The sequence below is a fragment of the Pseudomonas sp. CFBP 13711 genome, from assembly GCF_014842265.1.
GTDB lineage: Bacteria > Pseudomonadota > Gammaproteobacteria > Pseudomonadales > Pseudomonadaceae > Aquipseudomonas.
The window spans coordinates 690,248-705,024 of record NZ_JACYVI010000001.1 but is presented as its reverse complement, the minus strand read 5'-3'; the positions used below and the strand labels follow the sequence as shown (position 1 = coordinate 705,024).

Here is a 14,777-nt window from a genome sequence, read left to right as displayed (position 1 = left end):
GGAATATGTATCTCTGGAATATTAAGAAAGTTGTGGGGATGAAACATTGAAAGTAAAGTTTAGCCGGAAACGTCTCCAACCCTTAAAAACTCCCCCGAAATACGGTGATTGCATACGTTAAATGCATGGCCCTTGCTCTGTTTCGTGACGATCTGCCCAGAATCAACTGCACGGTGTTTTGATAGGGGTATCAGGTCAAATCAAAATTGTACGACAGCAGCCCAATCACTTTGGCCTTTTGTTCAAGGCTCGGCCCTGCCGAATACAGGTCGAAGGTGATCATTCCGGTTTCATGACCAAATAATGCAGGCATCACTGAAACATCCGCTCCGGCCCTATGCACCTCAGTAATTGCAGTTTTGCGAATTGAGTGCAGCACAAATGATTTATCAAATTTTGCAGCAGTCTTTAGACGTCCAAAACGTTTTCCTACAGCATCAAGTCGATTGCCATATTTATTGGTTTGCCCAAGCGCTCGACCTTTTAGCAGGTAGCCGTCTTCTGATGCATCTAGTAGAGACTGGACAAGCGGGGCAAGGGCGGTATGAATCGGAACCTCACGGACACCGGCCTCTGTTTTGCTCTCTAAAATTGAGAAGGCAATCGGAACATTATCTTTGAGGGTGATGGTGTCGCGGTGGACTCGACCTATTTCCTCAAGCCTTGCCCCTGTGTAGGCTGCGAGAACAATCAGGTCAGCCAGCGGCTTGTCTTCCTTCTCCAAAGCAGCAGCATGCAATCGCTCCACGTCCTTGCGAGTGAATACTGCCCAACTGACTGACTCACCTTTGACCACAGGCAGGTCGTGTTTTTCAAATGGGGAAGGCTGGCCTTTGTACTGCTGACGCCAGTCTTCATCATACTTGATGGCCCATTTCCAGAACGTGTTACCTGCCCATATATGCTGCTTCTTGGTCTTAGAGGTAAGTGGCACGCCCTTAGCGTCCGTTAGCTGATCTAGGTATGCAGACACGAGGTCAAAGCTTATCGGCAGCCCTTTATCACGTACGTAGGCGCTGAATAGCTCTACACGCTTCACTAAGGTGTCGATGGTCTTGGGATCTTTGCCAACCTTCTCAAGAAACGCCCTCAGCTTCAGCACACGGGCTGGTGTGATGGGTGATTTGGGCTTATAGCTTTGAGGGTCGGTGGCAAGCTCCTGCATGTCCTGACGCTCATCAGACGATAGGTCATAATACTCAGCTGTAATTTCCATGTGCAGCTTCGTGAATGCGTCAGAAATCTTTGCTCCAAGGTCAGCGCCTTGTCCGGGCGTGAGCTTTTGGCTCAAACCCTCTAGGTATTCGTGGTAGGTCGCTATAAATGCTTCGACCGGACCTTCCATGCCACCGTCATAGAGTTCCTGAAGGATGGGAGCTATCGATTCTGTGTAAGCCAGGATGTCAGGGGGTGGAGTGGTGGCATCCTTAGAACGGGGCATGAATAGGGTAGGCAGCCACTTTTCCTTATTGCGCTGGTTCCGCCGCGTTAGATCCTGAACTTTCTCTTTCCATTCATCCCGTTCGGATAGCTTCCTGTCTCTGGCAGCGTTGATGTCTGCTTTCCATCTGGCGAGCCAAGCTAGGCGACGTTCCATGGCTTCTGAGCGTAGGCCCGTCTTCAACGATTGGATTAGCACCTTGCGATTGTCAAAGGCCAACTGCACGTCTTTAGGAATGTCTAGACGGACATACCAAGTGGATTCGCCTTTTTTTTGGAAAATATGGTTTGCCATGAGTCACCCTCGGATGAGAGCAGAATTCTACTACTATTTTCTACTACTATACGAGTTCTAGGCGTTATGATGCCGTGGTTTCTGGGGTTCGTGTATGGTTTTCGAGAGTCCCTATCTCTCCGCCATTATTTGAAAAGCCCCAGAAGTTATGCTTCTGGGGCTTTTTCGTTTCTGGCGTTTGGAATACCGGAAATCGTGAGGAGCACAGCCGGCTTCCGCTGTTTTCTGCATCACTGGTAAGCTGAGGGTGCTTTGCATTTTTTCGCTTGGAGGCGGTGATGCGCGGATACACCCAGTTAATTGATTTTATGCAGGATTTGGGCGATGGCATTCTTGACCACCTCCCGGAGGAGCAAAGGGTAGCAATTCTGAGTGTCGAGGACATTGTCGAGCTTTGGATGCAGCGGAAGTCATATCTTCAAGCCCTTTCTTTAAAAAAAGACATAGTGAGCTACGCAAAGCTTGATGAGGCAGGCGATTATTCTGTTGATCAGCTTCTCGATGACTTTGACCTGTGCTTTATCCCGGAAAGATTTGGTTGTGAGGATCACATTTTTCTCACCGGTATCCTTGATTTTATTAATTTGCATATCGAGAAAAAGCGTCAAGGTATGCTTGTTAAGTACTTTGGTTGGTTAGGTTATCAGGAAGCATGAGGTAATCATGCGTCAGTACGTACGGTTGATTGATTTCATGCTGGCTTTAGGCACGGCCATCCAGGATTATTTGCCTGAAGATGAGCGCGCCAACGTCCCTGACTTGAAATCTTTTGTGGATGAATGGACTTCGAGAACTTCGCTTATCGAGCTTTACCGGCTGCGTAGCGACATCAGGTCATATTTGGTTAAGCACACTGCCGGTGGTGACACCGTAGATGAATACAGTGTCACTTCTTAGCAACCTCAAGAGGTATCCATGCGCGGATTTATGGAACTCATCGACTTCATGAAGCATCTGGCTGACGGGGTACTCGATTATCTGCCTGAGGATCAGAGGGTAGGACAGCTCACAGTGGATCAGGTCATAGAGGAATGGATGAATGGGAAGTCGTATTTTGCAGCACGTTCCCTCAGGAATGATCTCAAAAGCTATATAAAGCTTCATAAGTCCGGAGACTATTCCGTAGATGAAATATTGTCGTGGTACGACCTTTCCTTCATTCCAGAAAGGTTTGGTTGTGAAGAGTGGGAATTGTTCACGAGCATATTGTGTTCAATCGACGCCCATATTGAGAGAAAACGAAAGGATCTGTTGATCAAGGGTTTTAGGCTAGGTTTTCGCTAGATCAAGTCCAGTGCCGGGCTGGGGAAATGCTTCGTCACCTTGCCTGGCACTTTACTTTTCCAAACCCCCGCCTACTATCGATCTCACGCCCACTAGCGGTACAAGATCGCTCCACGCCCCACCCCAATCCTTCCAGTCAGTCAGAGAAGCCATGATCACCATCCAAGAGCTCAACGACTTCATCAGCAATCCGGAACTCAATGACTCGATCGCCCAGGTCTGGACGTTGATCGGCAAGCATTTCGAGCAGGCGCAGAGCACGTTGCCGGCTGAGCGGGCGATGCCGCGCAAGGAATTATCGTTTCACGATCACGTTCGGTTGTTGGGATATCTGGCGCTTCTGGTCGAAGGCATCCCCGGGGATGTGGTCGAGATTGGTGTCTGGAAGGGCAAGTCGCTGGTGCTGATGAATGAAGTCTGCAACCGCGAGCGCCGCATCATCGGGATTGATCCGTTTGAGCTGCCCAATCAGTTTGAAGAGTTCAGCTATTACCAGGAGAACCTGTTCTCCAACGCCCTGGTGCTGAGGGGCTATTCGGAGTTGTGCGCCGAGCGTTTCTACAACCTGTCGCCTAAGGTGGCGCTGTTGCACATTGATGGCGGTCACGCCGGGCGCAATGTGCTGCTGGATTTCCTGCTGTATTCGCCAAGCGTCGTACCAGGCGGGTTTATCGTCTTCGACGACTACGGGGACTTTCAACACTCACCGGAGGTAGGCCCGGCGGTCGATTTGCTTCGCGCCACGGGCTATTTCAAAGGATTCAACGTGATTGGGTGTGTGCATGGCTTTGAGGCGAGCTATGTGATCCAGCGCGCTGGATAGGGCTCCCCCAGCACCAAAGGTCGGTGCACCGGTTGAGATTACACACAATCAAACCCATTCCGCCCAACGCACCGCCGTCAATCCATACCGCCGGGCATGGGCGATCAGTGCCGTTAGCTCTTCCCGGGTCTTGGACAAATTGTGCAGTACGCCGATGCCCGCGTGCAGGCAGGCGTAGTACCAGGCATCGGCTTCGTTCAGCGCTGAATCGGGTTGGAGGAATACTCGCTGCTCGTCCAGAAAGCGGTAGTGGATACGAAAGATGCGCTGGCCTGACATTAATATCTCCGATTTGATGTCAATGTGACTGCAATGGCTCATCGCCAGTTCAATATGTCAGGTGTTTAGTACCTAGGCCTGAGGTGACTACGGCCAAAACTCCATTTCTCAAAACAGCCAGTCTGCCAGCACGTCGTTTCCGCTGTGACCCGCCGCGCCATTTTTGTTCCTGATACGGGGCTATTTCCTGACCGCTCCGACGACTTCCGGCCATCATTTCGCAATCGGTGAGCGACAAAATGTCGCAATCGTTTTCAGGCGAGTAAGATAGGCACCCTGTTTTTACCCCCCTATTTTTTCGGACGGATCCTGCGTTGAGCGTCGTGTACATCGACCTCCGGGGCATCGTTTCGACGTCGTATTGATAGAGCAAACAGAGAAAAGGCGATCACTGCAAATGACCAAGACCTCGCGACCTTTATATATTTCCTACGCCGGCCCTTCGTTGCTGGAGATGCCGCTGCTCAACAAGGGCAGTGCCTTCACGCCGCAAGAGCGCATCGATTTCAACCTGGTCGGCCTGCTGCCCCAGAACGTCGAAACCATCGAAGAGCAGGTCACCCGCGTTTACAACCAGTACCGGCAATGCGCGAGCGACCTGGATAAACACATTTATCTGCGCTCGATTCAGGACAACAACGAAACCCTGTTCTTCCGCCTGCTGGATTCGCACCTCGACGAGATGCTGCCGATCATCTACACCCCGACCGTGGGTCAGGCGTGTCAGGAATTCTCGAAAATCTACCGCACCCACCGCGGGCTGTTCATCTCCTACCCGGAGCGCGACCGCATCGACGATATCCTGCGCAGCGCAACGAAAGATCGCATCAAAATCATCGTGGTGACGGACAGCGAGCGCATCCTTGGCCTGGGCGACCAAGGCATTGGCGGCATGGGCATTCCGATCGGCAAGCTGTCGCTCTACACCGCATGTGGCGGCATCAGCCCGGCGTACACCTTGCCGATCGTGCTCGACGTGGGCACCAACAACAAAGAGCTGCTGGACGACCCGATGTACATGGGCTGGCGCCATGAGCGCGTCACCGGCAAGGAGTACGACGACTTCATTGCTCTGTTCATCGAGGCGGTGCAGAGCCGCTGGCCGGACGTGCTGTTGCAGTTCGAAGACTTCGCCCAGACCAACGCCATGCCGTTGCTGGAGAAGTACCGCGATGAGTTGTGCTGCTTCAACGATGACATTCAGGGCACCGCGTCGGTTGCCGTGGGCACCCTGCTGGCGGCGTGCAAAGCCAAGCACGAAACCCTGGGCCAGCAGCGGGTTGTGTTCCTGGGCGCGGGTTCGGCCGGTTGCGGGATCGCCGAGCACATCATTGCGGCCATGGTCATCGAAGGCCTGAGCGAAGCCGAAGCGCGCAAGCGCGTGATGATGGTCGACCGCTTCGGGCTGCTGACTGACAGCATGGACAACCTGCTGGACTTCCAGAAGAACCTCGCGCAGAAGTCTGCCGATGTGGTGGGCTGGTCGAGCGGCGAGGGTTCGCCCGAGTTGCTGGACGTGGTCGCCAACGGCAAGCCGACTGTGCTGATCGGCGTGTCCGGCCAGCGCGGCCTGTTCACCGAGCAAGTCATCCGCGAGATGCACAAGCACTGCGCCAAGCCGCTGGTCATGCCGCTGTCGAATCCGACCTCTAAGGTCGAAGTCACGCCGCAGGAAGTCCTGACCTGGACCAATGGCGACGCGCTGGTGGCGACCGGCAGTCCGTTTGCTCCGGTCACCGTAGGCGATCGAACGTTCCACATCGCACAGTGCAACAACTCCTACATCTTCCCGGGCATCGGCCTGGGTGTTGTGGCGTCGAAAGCCACGCGCATCACCGACAAAATGCTGATGGCCGCCTCCAACGCGCTGGCGGAATGCTCGCCGATGGTGACGGGCAAAGGTGATGCCGTCCTGCCGCCGCTGAAAGAGATCCAACAGGTGAGCAAGAAGATTGCCCTGGCCGTGGCCAAGCAGGCTCAGGCCGAAGGGATGGCGCTGGAGACCACCGAAGAGATGCTCGTCGAAGCCATTGAGCGTAACTTCTGGATGCCGAACTACCGCAGCTACCGTCGCAGCGCGGTGTAATCGCATCCGTTACTGACAGCAAACGCTTCAACCCGGACCGCCCCATGGAAACATGCGGCGGTCTTTTGTTTTGTGGCGAAAAACTTCAGGATGGGCCCTGCATAAAAACAAAAAATATCAGCGAGGGATGCATGCAAACGGACGTCGGTCTCCATGACTACATCATCGTCGGCGCAGGCCCGGCGGGCTGCCTGTTGGCCAATCGGCTGTCGCAGAATCCTGCTCACCGGGTTCTGCTGCTCGAAGCAGGCGGTCAGGACAACTACGCCTGGATTCATGTACCGGTGGGCTACCTCTACTGCATCGGCAATCCGCGCACCGACTGGTGTTTCAAAACCGAAGCGGAGCCCGGCCTCGGTGGGCGCGCGCTCAACTATCCTCGCGGCAAAGTACTGGGCGGATGCTCCTCCATCAACGGCATGATCTACATGCGTGGTCAGGCCCGGGACTACGACGGCTGGGCGGAGCAGGGCAACTCGGGCTGGGGCTGGGAAGACGTCTTGCCGATCTTCAAGCGCTCGGAAAACCACTACGCTGGCGACTCGGAACTTCACAGCGCGAAAGGTGAATGGCGCGTCGAGCAGCAGCGTCTTTCATGGACGTTGCTGGACGCGTTCCGTGAGGCGGCGGCGCAAACCGGCATCCCGTCGATCCCCGACTTCAACGGCGGCGACAACGAAGGGTGCAGCTATTTTCAGGTCAATCAGCGGCGCGGGGTGCGCTGGAATGCGTCCAAAGCCTTTCTCCGGCCTGCGTTGAAACGCCCGAACCTGACGGTGATCACCGGTGCGGAAGTGTCGCGCGTGGAGTTTGAGAACAGCCGCGCTAGCGCGGTGATTGCACGCGTCAACGGACAGGAACAGACGCTTCGCGCCCGGCGGGAAATCATCCTCTGCTGCGGTGCCATTGGATCGCCGATGGTCCTGCAACGCTCAGGCGTCGGGCCGCGAGCACTGCTGGAAAAGCTCGGCATTGGCGTGCGGCATGAGCTGCCCGGTGTCGGCGCGAATTTGCAGGATCACCTGCAGTTGCGCCTGATCTACAAGGTCAGTAACGGGCAGACGCTGAATCAGATGGCGGGCAGTGTGTGGGGCAAGATGAACATGGGCCTGCGCTACGCCCTCAATCGCAGCGGGCCGTTGGCAATGGCGCCGAGTCAGTTGGGTGCTTTTGCACGCTCGGGGCCGGAGCAGACAAGCGCCAATCTCGAATACCACGTGCAGCCCTTGTCCCTTGAGCGCTTCGGCGAGCCGCTGCACGGATTTCCTGCATTCACTGCGTCCGTGTGTGATTTGCGCCCGCAGAGCCGTGGCACGGTGGAAATCCGTTCGGCGCTGGCCGATGTCGCGCCGATCATCAGGCCGAATTACCTGAGTCACGAGACCGACCTCAAAGTGGCCGCCGACGCGATTCGCCTGACCCGTCGCATCGCCGCCGCGCCTGCGCTCGCTCGCTTCGAGCCGGTTGAGTACCTGCCCGGCGCGAGCCTGCAAACCGAGGAAGAACTGCGCGAGGCGGCCAGCGTTGTTGGCACGACGATCTTTCACCCGGTAGGCACCTGCAGGATGGGGCAGGGCCGTGATGCCGTAGTCGACGAACGCCTGCGCGTGCACGGCATCACCGGCCTGCGCGTAGTGGATGCGTCGATCATGCCGAACATCACCTCCGGCAACACCTGCTCGCCGACCGTGATGATCGCCGAGAAGGCGGCGCAGATGATTATTGAGGATGAATTGAGGAACGGAATGCCAGAAATAACGAGCCTGACCACCTCTCTTGAAACCGTGGTTGATTTGGGCTAGCGCTGAACTCTATTGCTCTACAAGCAAACGCCTAAACCGCGCTCAGGCGGTCAACCATGTCAGGGAATTTTTCGACCAGTTTGATCAGCAAAGCAGCCTGTGCATTGGGTTTGGACTTCTCCTGCTCCCAGTTGCGCAGGGTGCTCGTGCTGGTCCGGATCCGCCGCGCAAAAACGTTCTGAGACATGTGCAGCCTTTGCCTCAAGGCCACTATTTCCTGAGCAGAAATCTCAGGCGCAGGCCTGTCTTCAAAGGTATCGCCGCGAAGGGTGAGCTTCCCTTCTCGGTGTGCAGACATTTCCTCAACGCCCTCCATCATTTCTGCGAACAGGTCGCGCTTATTGCTCATCGTTTGCCTCTCTTGCGCAGCTCTGCGTCGATAGCGGCCTTCAATTGACGCTGCTGATCAGCGGTCAAGTTCGAGACCTCATCCTTGTCATAGATCGAAAACATCCAGATCTGGCGATCATTGATTAGCCAATAATAGATAACCCGCAGGCCGCCACGCTTGCCTTTGCCTCGACGTTCATCGTGCCAGCGCAGCTTTCTGAATCCGCCCGTTCCTGGCATGAGATCCCCCGACTCGGGGCTTGCCAAGATATGAATCTGGAGCGCGCGATAGCCATCATCGTCGAGGTAGCCCGGCCTCAGCCGGCTGAAAGTTGTTGTTTCGAAAAATACAGCATCCATAAAAGGGTAGGCAACCTGATTATGTTTGGTCGTAGCTGTAAGCTAGCGGTCGCAGTGAAATGCTTCACCTCGTTTTCTGCCACCAGCTGTTGCATCGCTTCATTGCGTCCAGCGAAATGCCGCGGCAACACAACAATCCCACCCCCACCAATCGTTCTCATCCTTTTCACAAAAAATTGATGGCCTGATGCCTAAAGTTCGCAGCATCGGCGGGGTTCCTCCCGCGTTTATATTCTCATTTCCAGCCAAGCAGACTTTTATGCTCAACGTCAAAGCAGTTCGTCCCGAGCTTGTGACAGTGCTTGCCAGTGCCTTTTTGTTGATCGGGTTTAACCTGACCCTCTGGCAGCATCTATTTGCGATTACCGACTCGGACGGTAAGGGCCTGTTGTTGCGTTGTGCTTTTGCGCTGATGGTGTTCTGCGCGTTTAATATTTTCTTCACGCTGTTAGCGTTCAAGCGTGTATTGAAACCCGTACTGATCTGTCTCTTTTTTATCAGCGCCGGTGTGGCTTATTTCATGAGCCAGTATGGCGTGATGATTGATTCGGGCATGTTCCGAAACTTCGCTGAAACCAATGTCACCGAAGTGCGCGATCTGCTTTCTTTGAAGTTACTCGGCTACTTGTTCTTTCTGGGTGTCGTGCCTTCGGTGATTCTTTTCAAAACACCCATTGCCTATCGGCGCTGGCCTCGCGAGTTGCTGAGCAAAGCGCTGGTGTCTGTCGTCTGCGCGGTCGCCATTGGCGGTGTGGCGCTGTTGAATTACCAGGGGCTGTCCTCGCTGTTTCGCAATCATCACGAGTTGCGCCTGATGGTCGTGCCGAGCAATTACCTGGCGGCGTCCGTGGGTTACTTGAGCGAGCAGGCCAAGTCTGCGCAGCGGCCGTTCGTGAGTATTGGTCAAGACGCCAAACTTGCCAGCGATTGGCAGCAGCACAAGCGCAAGTCACTGACCGTGCTGGTCGTTGGCGAAAGTGCGCGGGCCGAGAACTTCGGCATCCTGGGCTACAACCGCGACACCACGCCACAGCTGAGCAAGGAGCGTGGCCTGCTCACGTTTACTGACGTGCATTCCTGCGGCACGGAGACGGCGGTATCGGTGCCGTGCATGTTTTCCAACATGGGCCGCAAGGATTACAACGCCACGACCGCGCGCAATGAAGAAGGCGTGCTCGATGTACTGAAGCGCGCCGGGCTCGATGTCATCTGGCGCGACAACCAATCGGGCTGCAAGGGCACCTGCGACCGGGTGACGATGCAGGATGTCAGCAACTTCAAGGATCCGGCGTTGTGTGCCAACAACGAGTGCCGCGATGAAATCCTGCTGCAGGGGCTGCAACACTTCATCGACACACTGGACAAAGACACCGTGCTGGTACTGCACCAGATGGGCAGTCATGGTCCTGAGTACTTCAAGCGTTATCCGAAAGAGTTCGAGAAGTTCACCCCGGTGTGTGAAAGCAATGCGCTGAATAATTGCTCGCGGGAAAGTATCGTTAACGGTTACGACAACACATTGCTGTACACCGACCATGTACTCGCGATGTTGATTGACATCCTGCGCAACAATCAGGGCAAAGTAGACACGGCCATGGTTTATCTTTCCGACCACGGCGAGTCGTTGGGTGAATACAACCTGTTCCTGCACGGCACGCCTTATATGCTGGCGCCCGATCAACAGAAACATGTCCCGATGATTGCCTGGTTTTCCGAGAGCTATCAGCAGTCGTTCGCTGTGGATACCCACTGCCTGCAAAAAGAGCGAAACGCGCCGCTCAGTCAGGACAACTTGTTTCATTCCATGCTGGGCCTGTTGCAAGTGCGCACAAGCGTTTATAACCCGGCGCTGGACATGTTCGCGGGCTGTCGGGGGATTTATACGGACGGGGTACTGGCCAATGAGTGAGCCCCTCAGCAAGCAGGTTCACGTCGAAGACGTGCGCCAGCATGAGCACACTCTCAGCCGACGCCTGAGTCTGTGGCGCGATGCGCAGCTGGCGCGCAAAGCGTTGCGGGATGCGGGCGAGCCCGGGCTGGTGCTGGACTTGCCATCGGGCTCCGGGCGTTTCTGGCCGGTGCTGGCCGAACACGCCAATCGGGTGATCCTCGCGGCCGATCCTTCAACCGACAGGCTGGCGTTCGCCGAGGCACAGTCATCCAGCGAGGTGCGCAAGCGCATCCGCACGTTCCAGAGTTCGGCGTTTTCCATCGGCCTGTCCGCCAACGCGGTGGACTGCATATTCTGCATGCGTTTGTTCCATCACCTGGGCGACAGCGAAAAACGCGGTGCGATTCTCGACGAGTTTCACCGGGTGACCCGCGACACGGCCATCGTCGCGCTGTGGGTAGACGGCAATGTGAAATCGTGGCGTCGCAAACGTCAGCAAGGTCGACTGGAGGTCGGTATGTCCGCCCCCCGTAATCGATTTGTGGTGTGCCGCAGCGACATCGAATCCGAGTTCGCGCGGGCGGGTTTCAGGATCGTCGATCATCACGACTTTCTCCCCGGCTACGCCATGTGGCGCGTGTACGTGCTGCGCAAGGCCGGCCAGTGATCAGTGATCGGATGGACGGTCGTCGCGACGGCAGCTATTTGCGCGCTTCAAAGATGAAGTTGTTCGAGACTTGCAGGACGGATGCCCGGTAACCGCTTGTAGCGATATATACTGCGCGCCATTCTTCGAGGGAGAGCCGTGTGGCCATCGATATTCACTGGATTCGCGACGACCATAGCCTCGCCGAACATTGCGCACAGTGGCAGACCCTGCCCTACGTCGCGCTCGACACCGAATTCATGCGGGTCGACACCTTCTATCCCATCGCCGCGCTGTTGCAGATCGGCGATGGTTCAAGCGCCTATCTGATCGACCCGTTGCTGATCAGCGACTGGAAGCCTCTGGCCGCGCTGCTGGAAAACCCTGACGTCATCAAAGTCGTTCACGCCTGCAGCGAGGACCTCGAGGTGCTGTTGCGCCTGACCGGCAGCCTCCCGGCCCCGCTGTTCGACACGCAACTGGCTGCGGCCTACCTGAACCTCGGGTTCTCGATGGGTTATTCGCGTCTGGTCCAGGAAGTGCTGAACATCGACCTGCCGAAAGGCGAGACGCGATCGGACTGGCTGCAACGCCCCCTCTCGGAAACCCAGATCAGCTACGCCGCCGAAGACGCCGTCCACCTGGCCGAGGTGTACAACCTGCTGCGTCCGCGTCTTTCCGATGAAAAGTATGCGTGGGTGCTGGAGGACGGTGCTGAACTGGTCGCCAATCTGCGCCGCGAAACCGATCCTTATGACGCTTACCGCGACGCCAAGCTGGCGTGGAAGCTGTCCCGTGCGCAGCTCGCCGTGCTGCGCGAGCTCTGCGCCTGGCGCGAGCAACAGGCGCGCCTGCGTAATCAGCCACGCAATCGCATCCTCCGCGAACATTCGCTCTGGCCGCTGGCCAAATCCCAGCCCGACAACCTCGCCGCGCTGGCGAAGATCGACGACATGCACCCCAAGACCGTGCGTCAGGACGGCGAGTTTCTGCTCGACCTGATCAAGAAAGCCGGCAGCGTGTCGCCGGATCTTTGGCCGCCCGCGTTGCCGGAGCCGCTGCCGATCGAGGCCTCCAATGTGCTCAAGAGCCTGCGCGTCATTGGCCAGCAGCAAGCCGAGCGTCTCGACATGGCGCCGGAATTGATGCTGCGCAAAAAGACCCTCGAAGCCCTGCTCAAGACCGGTTACCCAGACGGTCCCTATAAACTGCCCGATTCGCTGCGTGGCTGGCGCCGCGAATTGATGGGCCAGATGCTGCTCGACAGCCTGGCCAACGTCGGAGAACAGCCTTGAAACGTATTTGCTCCATCTACCGCAGCCCGCGGAGGAACGAAATGTACCTGTATGTCCTCAAGAGCGACGCCCTGGAGCGTGTGCCCGAGGAATTGCTGACCGCGTTCGGCAAGCCGCAGCACGCCTTCAATCTGGTCCTGTCGCCGGAGCGTGCCCTGGCCCGCGAAGACATTCACGCGGTGCTCGCCAATCTGGACAAGCAGGGTTACCACCTGCAGATGCCACCGGCCGAAGACGATTACATCGAGCACCTGCCCGAAGAGCTGCTGCGCCGCAACGATCCGATGTGATCGATTTCTGACCCTGCAATCCACCGCAGGGGTACACCGGACCGTCGCATGCGTCAGACCTGACCGGCTCAACCGAGCGCGGTCCGGAACGCTGCGCGGTCGCATGCCCCGTTTATTCGAGTTTTGAAGCCATGCGCGTTCTGATCGCCGAACACGATTACCCCATTTACACCGAACTGCTCCGCCAGACAGCCCCCGAGATCGAAGTGCTGAGCAGCGGTAACTCCGCCGAACTGTCGAAAATGGCCGCCGAGGCGCCGATCTGGCTTGGCCAGCCTGACCTGCTGGCGAATCTGCTGCGCCAGGGCCACAAACCGAAATGGCTGCAATCGACCTGGGCTGGCATCACGCCGCTGCTGGCTGACGGCCTGTACCGCGACTATCAACTCACCCGCGCGGTTGGCATCTTCGGCCAGGTGATGGCCGAGTTCGTGCTGACCTACATGCTGGTCCACGAACGTGAAGTGCTGGCGCGGTTGGTCAGTCAGGTCGAGCGCAAGTGGGACAACAGCATGGGCCGCAGCCTGTCCGGGCGCAAGGCGTTGATCGTCGGGACGGGCGACATTGGCCGGTGCGTGGCGCAGTTCCTCGTGCCGTTCGGCGTCGAGCTGTATGGCATTGCGTCGAGTGCGCGGACCGAAGCGCCGTTTGTTGAGGTGGCTGCGCTGGAGGACCTGCCGCGTCTGGTGGCCGAGGTTGATTTCGTCATCAATCTGCTGCCCAACACGCCGCAGACCCAGGATCTCTACAACGCCAAACTGTTTGCCCGCTTCAAGCCGTCGGCGTTGTTCATCAACGTCGGTCGAGGCACTGCGGTGGTGGATGCGGATCTGGTCGAAGCGCTGAAGGAAGGACATCTGGCGGGGGCGGTCATTGATGTCTGCCGGCAGGAGCCGCTGCCCCAGCGTCACCCGTTCTGGACGGCGTGGGGCCTGTTGCTCACCGGTCACAGCTCGGCACCGACGTCGCCGCCGGCGATGACCCAGCTGTTTGTGGACAACCTTAAGGCCTATAAGGCCGGCGGGGCGTTGCGCGGAGAAGTGGATTTCGCGAAGGGGTATTGAAGCCTGTCCTTGTGGGACCGGCTTCAGCCGGGAAGAGGCCAGTGTGTACGCCATCCATTTTGTGGAGTGGCCCCGACGCCTTCCCGGCTAAAGCCGGTCCCACTAAAACCCAGCGTCCAGCCCTTACAAACTGAAATCCCCCTCAGCCGCCAGCTCAGCCAGCGGCCGACGCGGGCTCGGCGTCTCGCGGGCCTGAAGGTATTCAGCCAGCGTCGATTTATCCCCCAGCTTGCCGATCGCCACCGCCGCATGCACTGCGTATTCCTCCGGAATCTTCAGCGCCTGGCGAGTCAGTTCCTGATCGAACCCCGCCATGCCGTGGGTGTGCCAACCGCTGAGGCTTGCTTGCAGCGCCAGGTATCCCCACGCCGAACCCGTGTCGAAGGTGTGCCACAGCGCCGGTGTTTCTTCAGTCGCGCCGGGAGCGGTGAAGGTGGTTTTGGAAATAATGATCACCAGCGCCGAGGCATGCTGTGCCCAGCCGCGATTGAATTCATTCAGCAGGCCGAGGAAACGCTCCCAGTTCGGCGTGTCTCGGCGGGCGTAGAGAAAACGCCATGGCTGTGAGTTGTACGCAGAGGGCGCCCAGCGCGCGGCTTCAAAAAAACTCAGCAGGGTTTCCTCGGGAATGCTCTCGCCGCTGAACGCGCGCGGCGACCAGCGCTCGATGAATTGAGGGTCGATGGCGTACTCGGCAACACGGGGATTGGCGCTCATGGATGCGATCCTGAAAGAGAGATAAAACCATCCGCCTGGGGCCAGGCGACGTGATCATTCAGATGGGCCGTGGACGGCAGGCATCGTCGAAAAAGACTAGGGTAAGGCGCGGGCATTGGTGGTGCTGCCCGCGAGGGCCTAACGCTACTGCGCCGCCTCGCTGCTGACAAGCCTG

16 protein-coding genes are annotated in these 14,777 nt (G+C 57.2%); 11 read left to right on the top strand and 5 right to left on the bottom strand.

Translation table 11 applies throughout. The features are described 5' to 3' along the window. Positions 1–190: 190 nt before the first annotated feature. Positions 191–1,735: a tyrosine-type recombinase/integrase gene (locus IFT47_RS03160; RefSeq protein WP_192170892.1), complete on the bottom strand. Its 1,545-nt coding sequence runs from the start codon at positions 1,733–1,735 to the stop codon at positions 191–193. Positions 1,736–2,013: 278 nt separating this feature from the next. Between IFT47_RS03160 and IFT47_RS03155 the strand changes: the two genes are divergently transcribed. From IFT47_RS03155 to IFT47_RS03140, 4 genes are all read left to right on the top strand, one after another. Next, positions 2,014–2,391, top strand: coding sequence for a hypothetical protein (locus IFT47_RS03155; RefSeq protein ID WP_192170893.1), 378 nt, complete (start codon positions 2,014–2,016; stop codon positions 2,389–2,391). Positions 2,392–2,398: 7 nt separating this feature from the next. Next, positions 2,399–2,632 (top strand): hypothetical protein, encoded by a 234-nt coding sequence (locus IFT47_RS03150; protein WP_192170894.1) that lies wholly within the window; start codon positions 2,399–2,401, stop codon positions 2,630–2,632. Positions 2,633–2,650: 18 nt separating this feature from the next. Continuing rightward, entirely contained in the window at positions 2,651–3,019 is a 369-nt protein-coding gene (locus tag IFT47_RS03145; protein ID WP_192170895.1) for a hypothetical protein, read from the top strand. A 151-nt stretch (positions 3,020–3,170) separates the two neighbouring features. Continuing rightward, the gene (locus IFT47_RS03140; protein ID WP_192170896.1) at positions 3,171–3,842 is read left to right on the top strand and encodes a class I SAM-dependent methyltransferase; all 672 of its coding nucleotides are present in this window, start codon (positions 3,171–3,173) and stop codon (positions 3,840–3,842) included. 48 nt (positions 3,843–3,890) lie between these two features. On the opposite strand, the gene IFT47_RS03135 is transcribed toward IFT47_RS03140, so the two are convergent. After that, on the bottom strand, positions 3,891–4,121 hold the full coding sequence (locus tag IFT47_RS03135) for a DUF6555 family protein (RefSeq protein WP_192170897.1): 231 nt from the start codon (positions 4,119–4,121) through the stop codon (positions 3,891–3,893). Between the two features lie 397 nt (positions 4,122–4,518). On the opposite strand from IFT47_RS03135, the gene IFT47_RS03130 reads away from it, so the two are divergent. After that, on the top strand, positions 4,519–6,207 hold the full coding sequence (locus IFT47_RS03130; protein WP_192170898.1) for an NAD-dependent malic enzyme: 1,689 nt from the start codon (positions 4,519–4,521) through the stop codon (positions 6,205–6,207). 131 nt (positions 6,208–6,338) lie between these two features. Further along, a complete protein-coding gene (locus IFT47_RS03125) occupies positions 6,339–8,009 on the top strand; it encodes a GMC family oxidoreductase (protein ID WP_192170899.1) in 1,671 nt (556 codons plus the stop codon). Between the two features lie 31 nt (positions 8,010–8,040). Here IFT47_RS03125 and IFT47_RS03120 read toward each other — a convergent pair whose 3' ends face one another. Both IFT47_RS03120 and IFT47_RS03115 read right to left on the bottom strand, forming a co-directional pair. Continuing rightward, positions 8,041–8,358: a helix-turn-helix domain-containing protein gene (locus tag IFT47_RS03120; RefSeq protein ID WP_192170900.1), complete on the bottom strand. Its 318-nt coding sequence runs from the start codon at positions 8,356–8,358 to the stop codon at positions 8,041–8,043. Then, the gene (locus tag IFT47_RS03115) at positions 8,355–8,699 is read right to left on the bottom strand and encodes a toxin (RefSeq protein ID WP_192170901.1); all 345 of its coding nucleotides are present in this window, start codon (positions 8,697–8,699) and stop codon (positions 8,355–8,357) included. Before IFT47_RS03115 ends, IFT47_RS03120 begins: the two co-directional genes overlap by 4 nt. A gap of 259 nt (positions 8,700–8,958) precedes the next feature. Here IFT47_RS03115 and IFT47_RS03110 point away from each other — a divergent pair, with 259 nt between their 5' ends. The 5 genes from IFT47_RS03110 (at position 8,959) to IFT47_RS03090 (ending at position 13,885) form a co-directional block, all read left to right on the top strand. After that, positions 8,959–10,608, top strand: a complete 1,650-nt coding sequence (locus IFT47_RS03110; protein WP_192170902.1) for a phosphoethanolamine transferase — start codon at positions 8,959–8,961, stop codon at positions 10,606–10,608. Beyond that, positions 10,601–11,257: a class I SAM-dependent methyltransferase gene (locus tag IFT47_RS03105; RefSeq protein ID WP_192170903.1), complete on the top strand. Its 657-nt coding sequence runs from the start codon at positions 10,601–10,603 to the stop codon at positions 11,255–11,257. Before IFT47_RS03110 ends, IFT47_RS03105 begins: the two co-directional genes overlap by 8 nt. 140 nt (positions 11,258–11,397) lie before the next feature. Continuing rightward, complete coding sequence (rnd, locus tag IFT47_RS03100; RefSeq protein ID WP_192170904.1) at positions 11,398–12,531, top strand: ribonuclease D; 1,134 nt, start codon at positions 11,398–11,400, stop codon at positions 12,529–12,531. Then, positions 12,528–12,821, top strand: a complete 294-nt coding sequence (locus IFT47_RS03095; RefSeq protein WP_122537448.1) for a YcgL domain-containing protein — start codon at positions 12,528–12,530, stop codon at positions 12,819–12,821. The genes rnd and IFT47_RS03095 overlap by 4 nt, the downstream gene beginning before the upstream one ends. 131 nt (positions 12,822–12,952) lie before the next feature. Further along, a complete protein-coding gene (locus IFT47_RS03090) occupies positions 12,953–13,885 on the top strand; it encodes a D-2-hydroxyacid dehydrogenase (RefSeq protein ID WP_192170905.1) in 933 nt (310 codons plus the stop codon). 123 nt (positions 13,886–14,008) lie between these two features. Here the strand turns inward: IFT47_RS03090 and IFT47_RS03085 are convergent, their stop codons facing one another. Next, positions 14,009–14,602: a nitroreductase family protein gene (locus tag IFT47_RS03085; RefSeq protein WP_192170906.1), complete on the bottom strand. Its 594-nt coding sequence runs from the start codon at positions 14,600–14,602 to the stop codon at positions 14,009–14,011. Positions 14,603–14,777 lie beyond the last annotated feature (175 nt).

Excerpts from the sequence above, each read along its gene's own strand:
- IFT47_RS03105 (WP_192170903.1), top strand. The coding sequence starts at position 10,601 with ATGAGTGAGCCCCTCAGCAAGCAGGTTCACGTCGAAGACGTGCGCCAG.
- IFT47_RS03085 (WP_192170906.1), bottom strand. The coding sequence starts at position 14,602 with ATGAGCGCCAATCCCCGTGTTGCCGAGTACGCCATCGACCCTCAATTC.
- IFT47_RS03150 (WP_192170894.1), top strand. The coding sequence starts at position 2,399 with ATGCGTCAGTACGTACGGTTGATTGATTTCATGCTGGCTTTAGGCACG.
- IFT47_RS03155 (WP_192170893.1), top strand. The coding sequence starts at position 2,014 with ATGCGCGGATACACCCAGTTAATTGATTTTATGCAGGATTTGGGCGAT.
- IFT47_RS03125 (WP_192170899.1), top strand. The coding sequence starts at position 6,339 with ATGCAAACGGACGTCGGTCTCCATGACTACATCATCGTCGGCGCAGGC.
- IFT47_RS03160 (WP_192170892.1), bottom strand. The coding sequence starts at position 1,735 with ATGGCAAACCATATTTTCCAAAAAAAAGGCGAATCCACTTGGTATGTC.
- IFT47_RS03090 (WP_192170905.1), top strand. The coding sequence starts at position 12,953 with ATGCGCGTTCTGATCGCCGAACACGATTACCCCATTTACACCGAACTG.
- IFT47_RS03110 (WP_192170902.1), top strand. The coding sequence starts at position 8,959 with ATGCTCAACGTCAAAGCAGTTCGTCCCGAGCTTGTGACAGTGCTTGCC.
- IFT47_RS03120 (WP_192170900.1), bottom strand. The coding sequence starts at position 8,358 with ATGAGCAATAAGCGCGACCTGTTCGCAGAAATGATGGAGGGCGTTGAG.
- IFT47_RS03130 (WP_192170898.1), top strand. The coding sequence starts at position 4,519 with ATGACCAAGACCTCGCGACCTTTATATATTTCCTACGCCGGCCCTTCG.
- IFT47_RS03115 (WP_192170901.1), bottom strand. The coding sequence starts at position 8,699 with ATGGATGCTGTATTTTTCGAAACAACAACTTTCAGCCGGCTGAGGCCG.
- IFT47_RS03145 (WP_192170895.1), top strand. The coding sequence starts at position 2,651 with ATGCGCGGATTTATGGAACTCATCGACTTCATGAAGCATCTGGCTGAC.
- IFT47_RS03135 (WP_192170897.1), bottom strand. The coding sequence starts at position 4,121 with ATGTCAGGCCAGCGCATCTTTCGTATCCACTACCGCTTTCTGGACGAG.
- IFT47_RS03140 (WP_192170896.1), top strand. The coding sequence starts at position 3,171 with ATGATCACCATCCAAGAGCTCAACGACTTCATCAGCAATCCGGAACTC.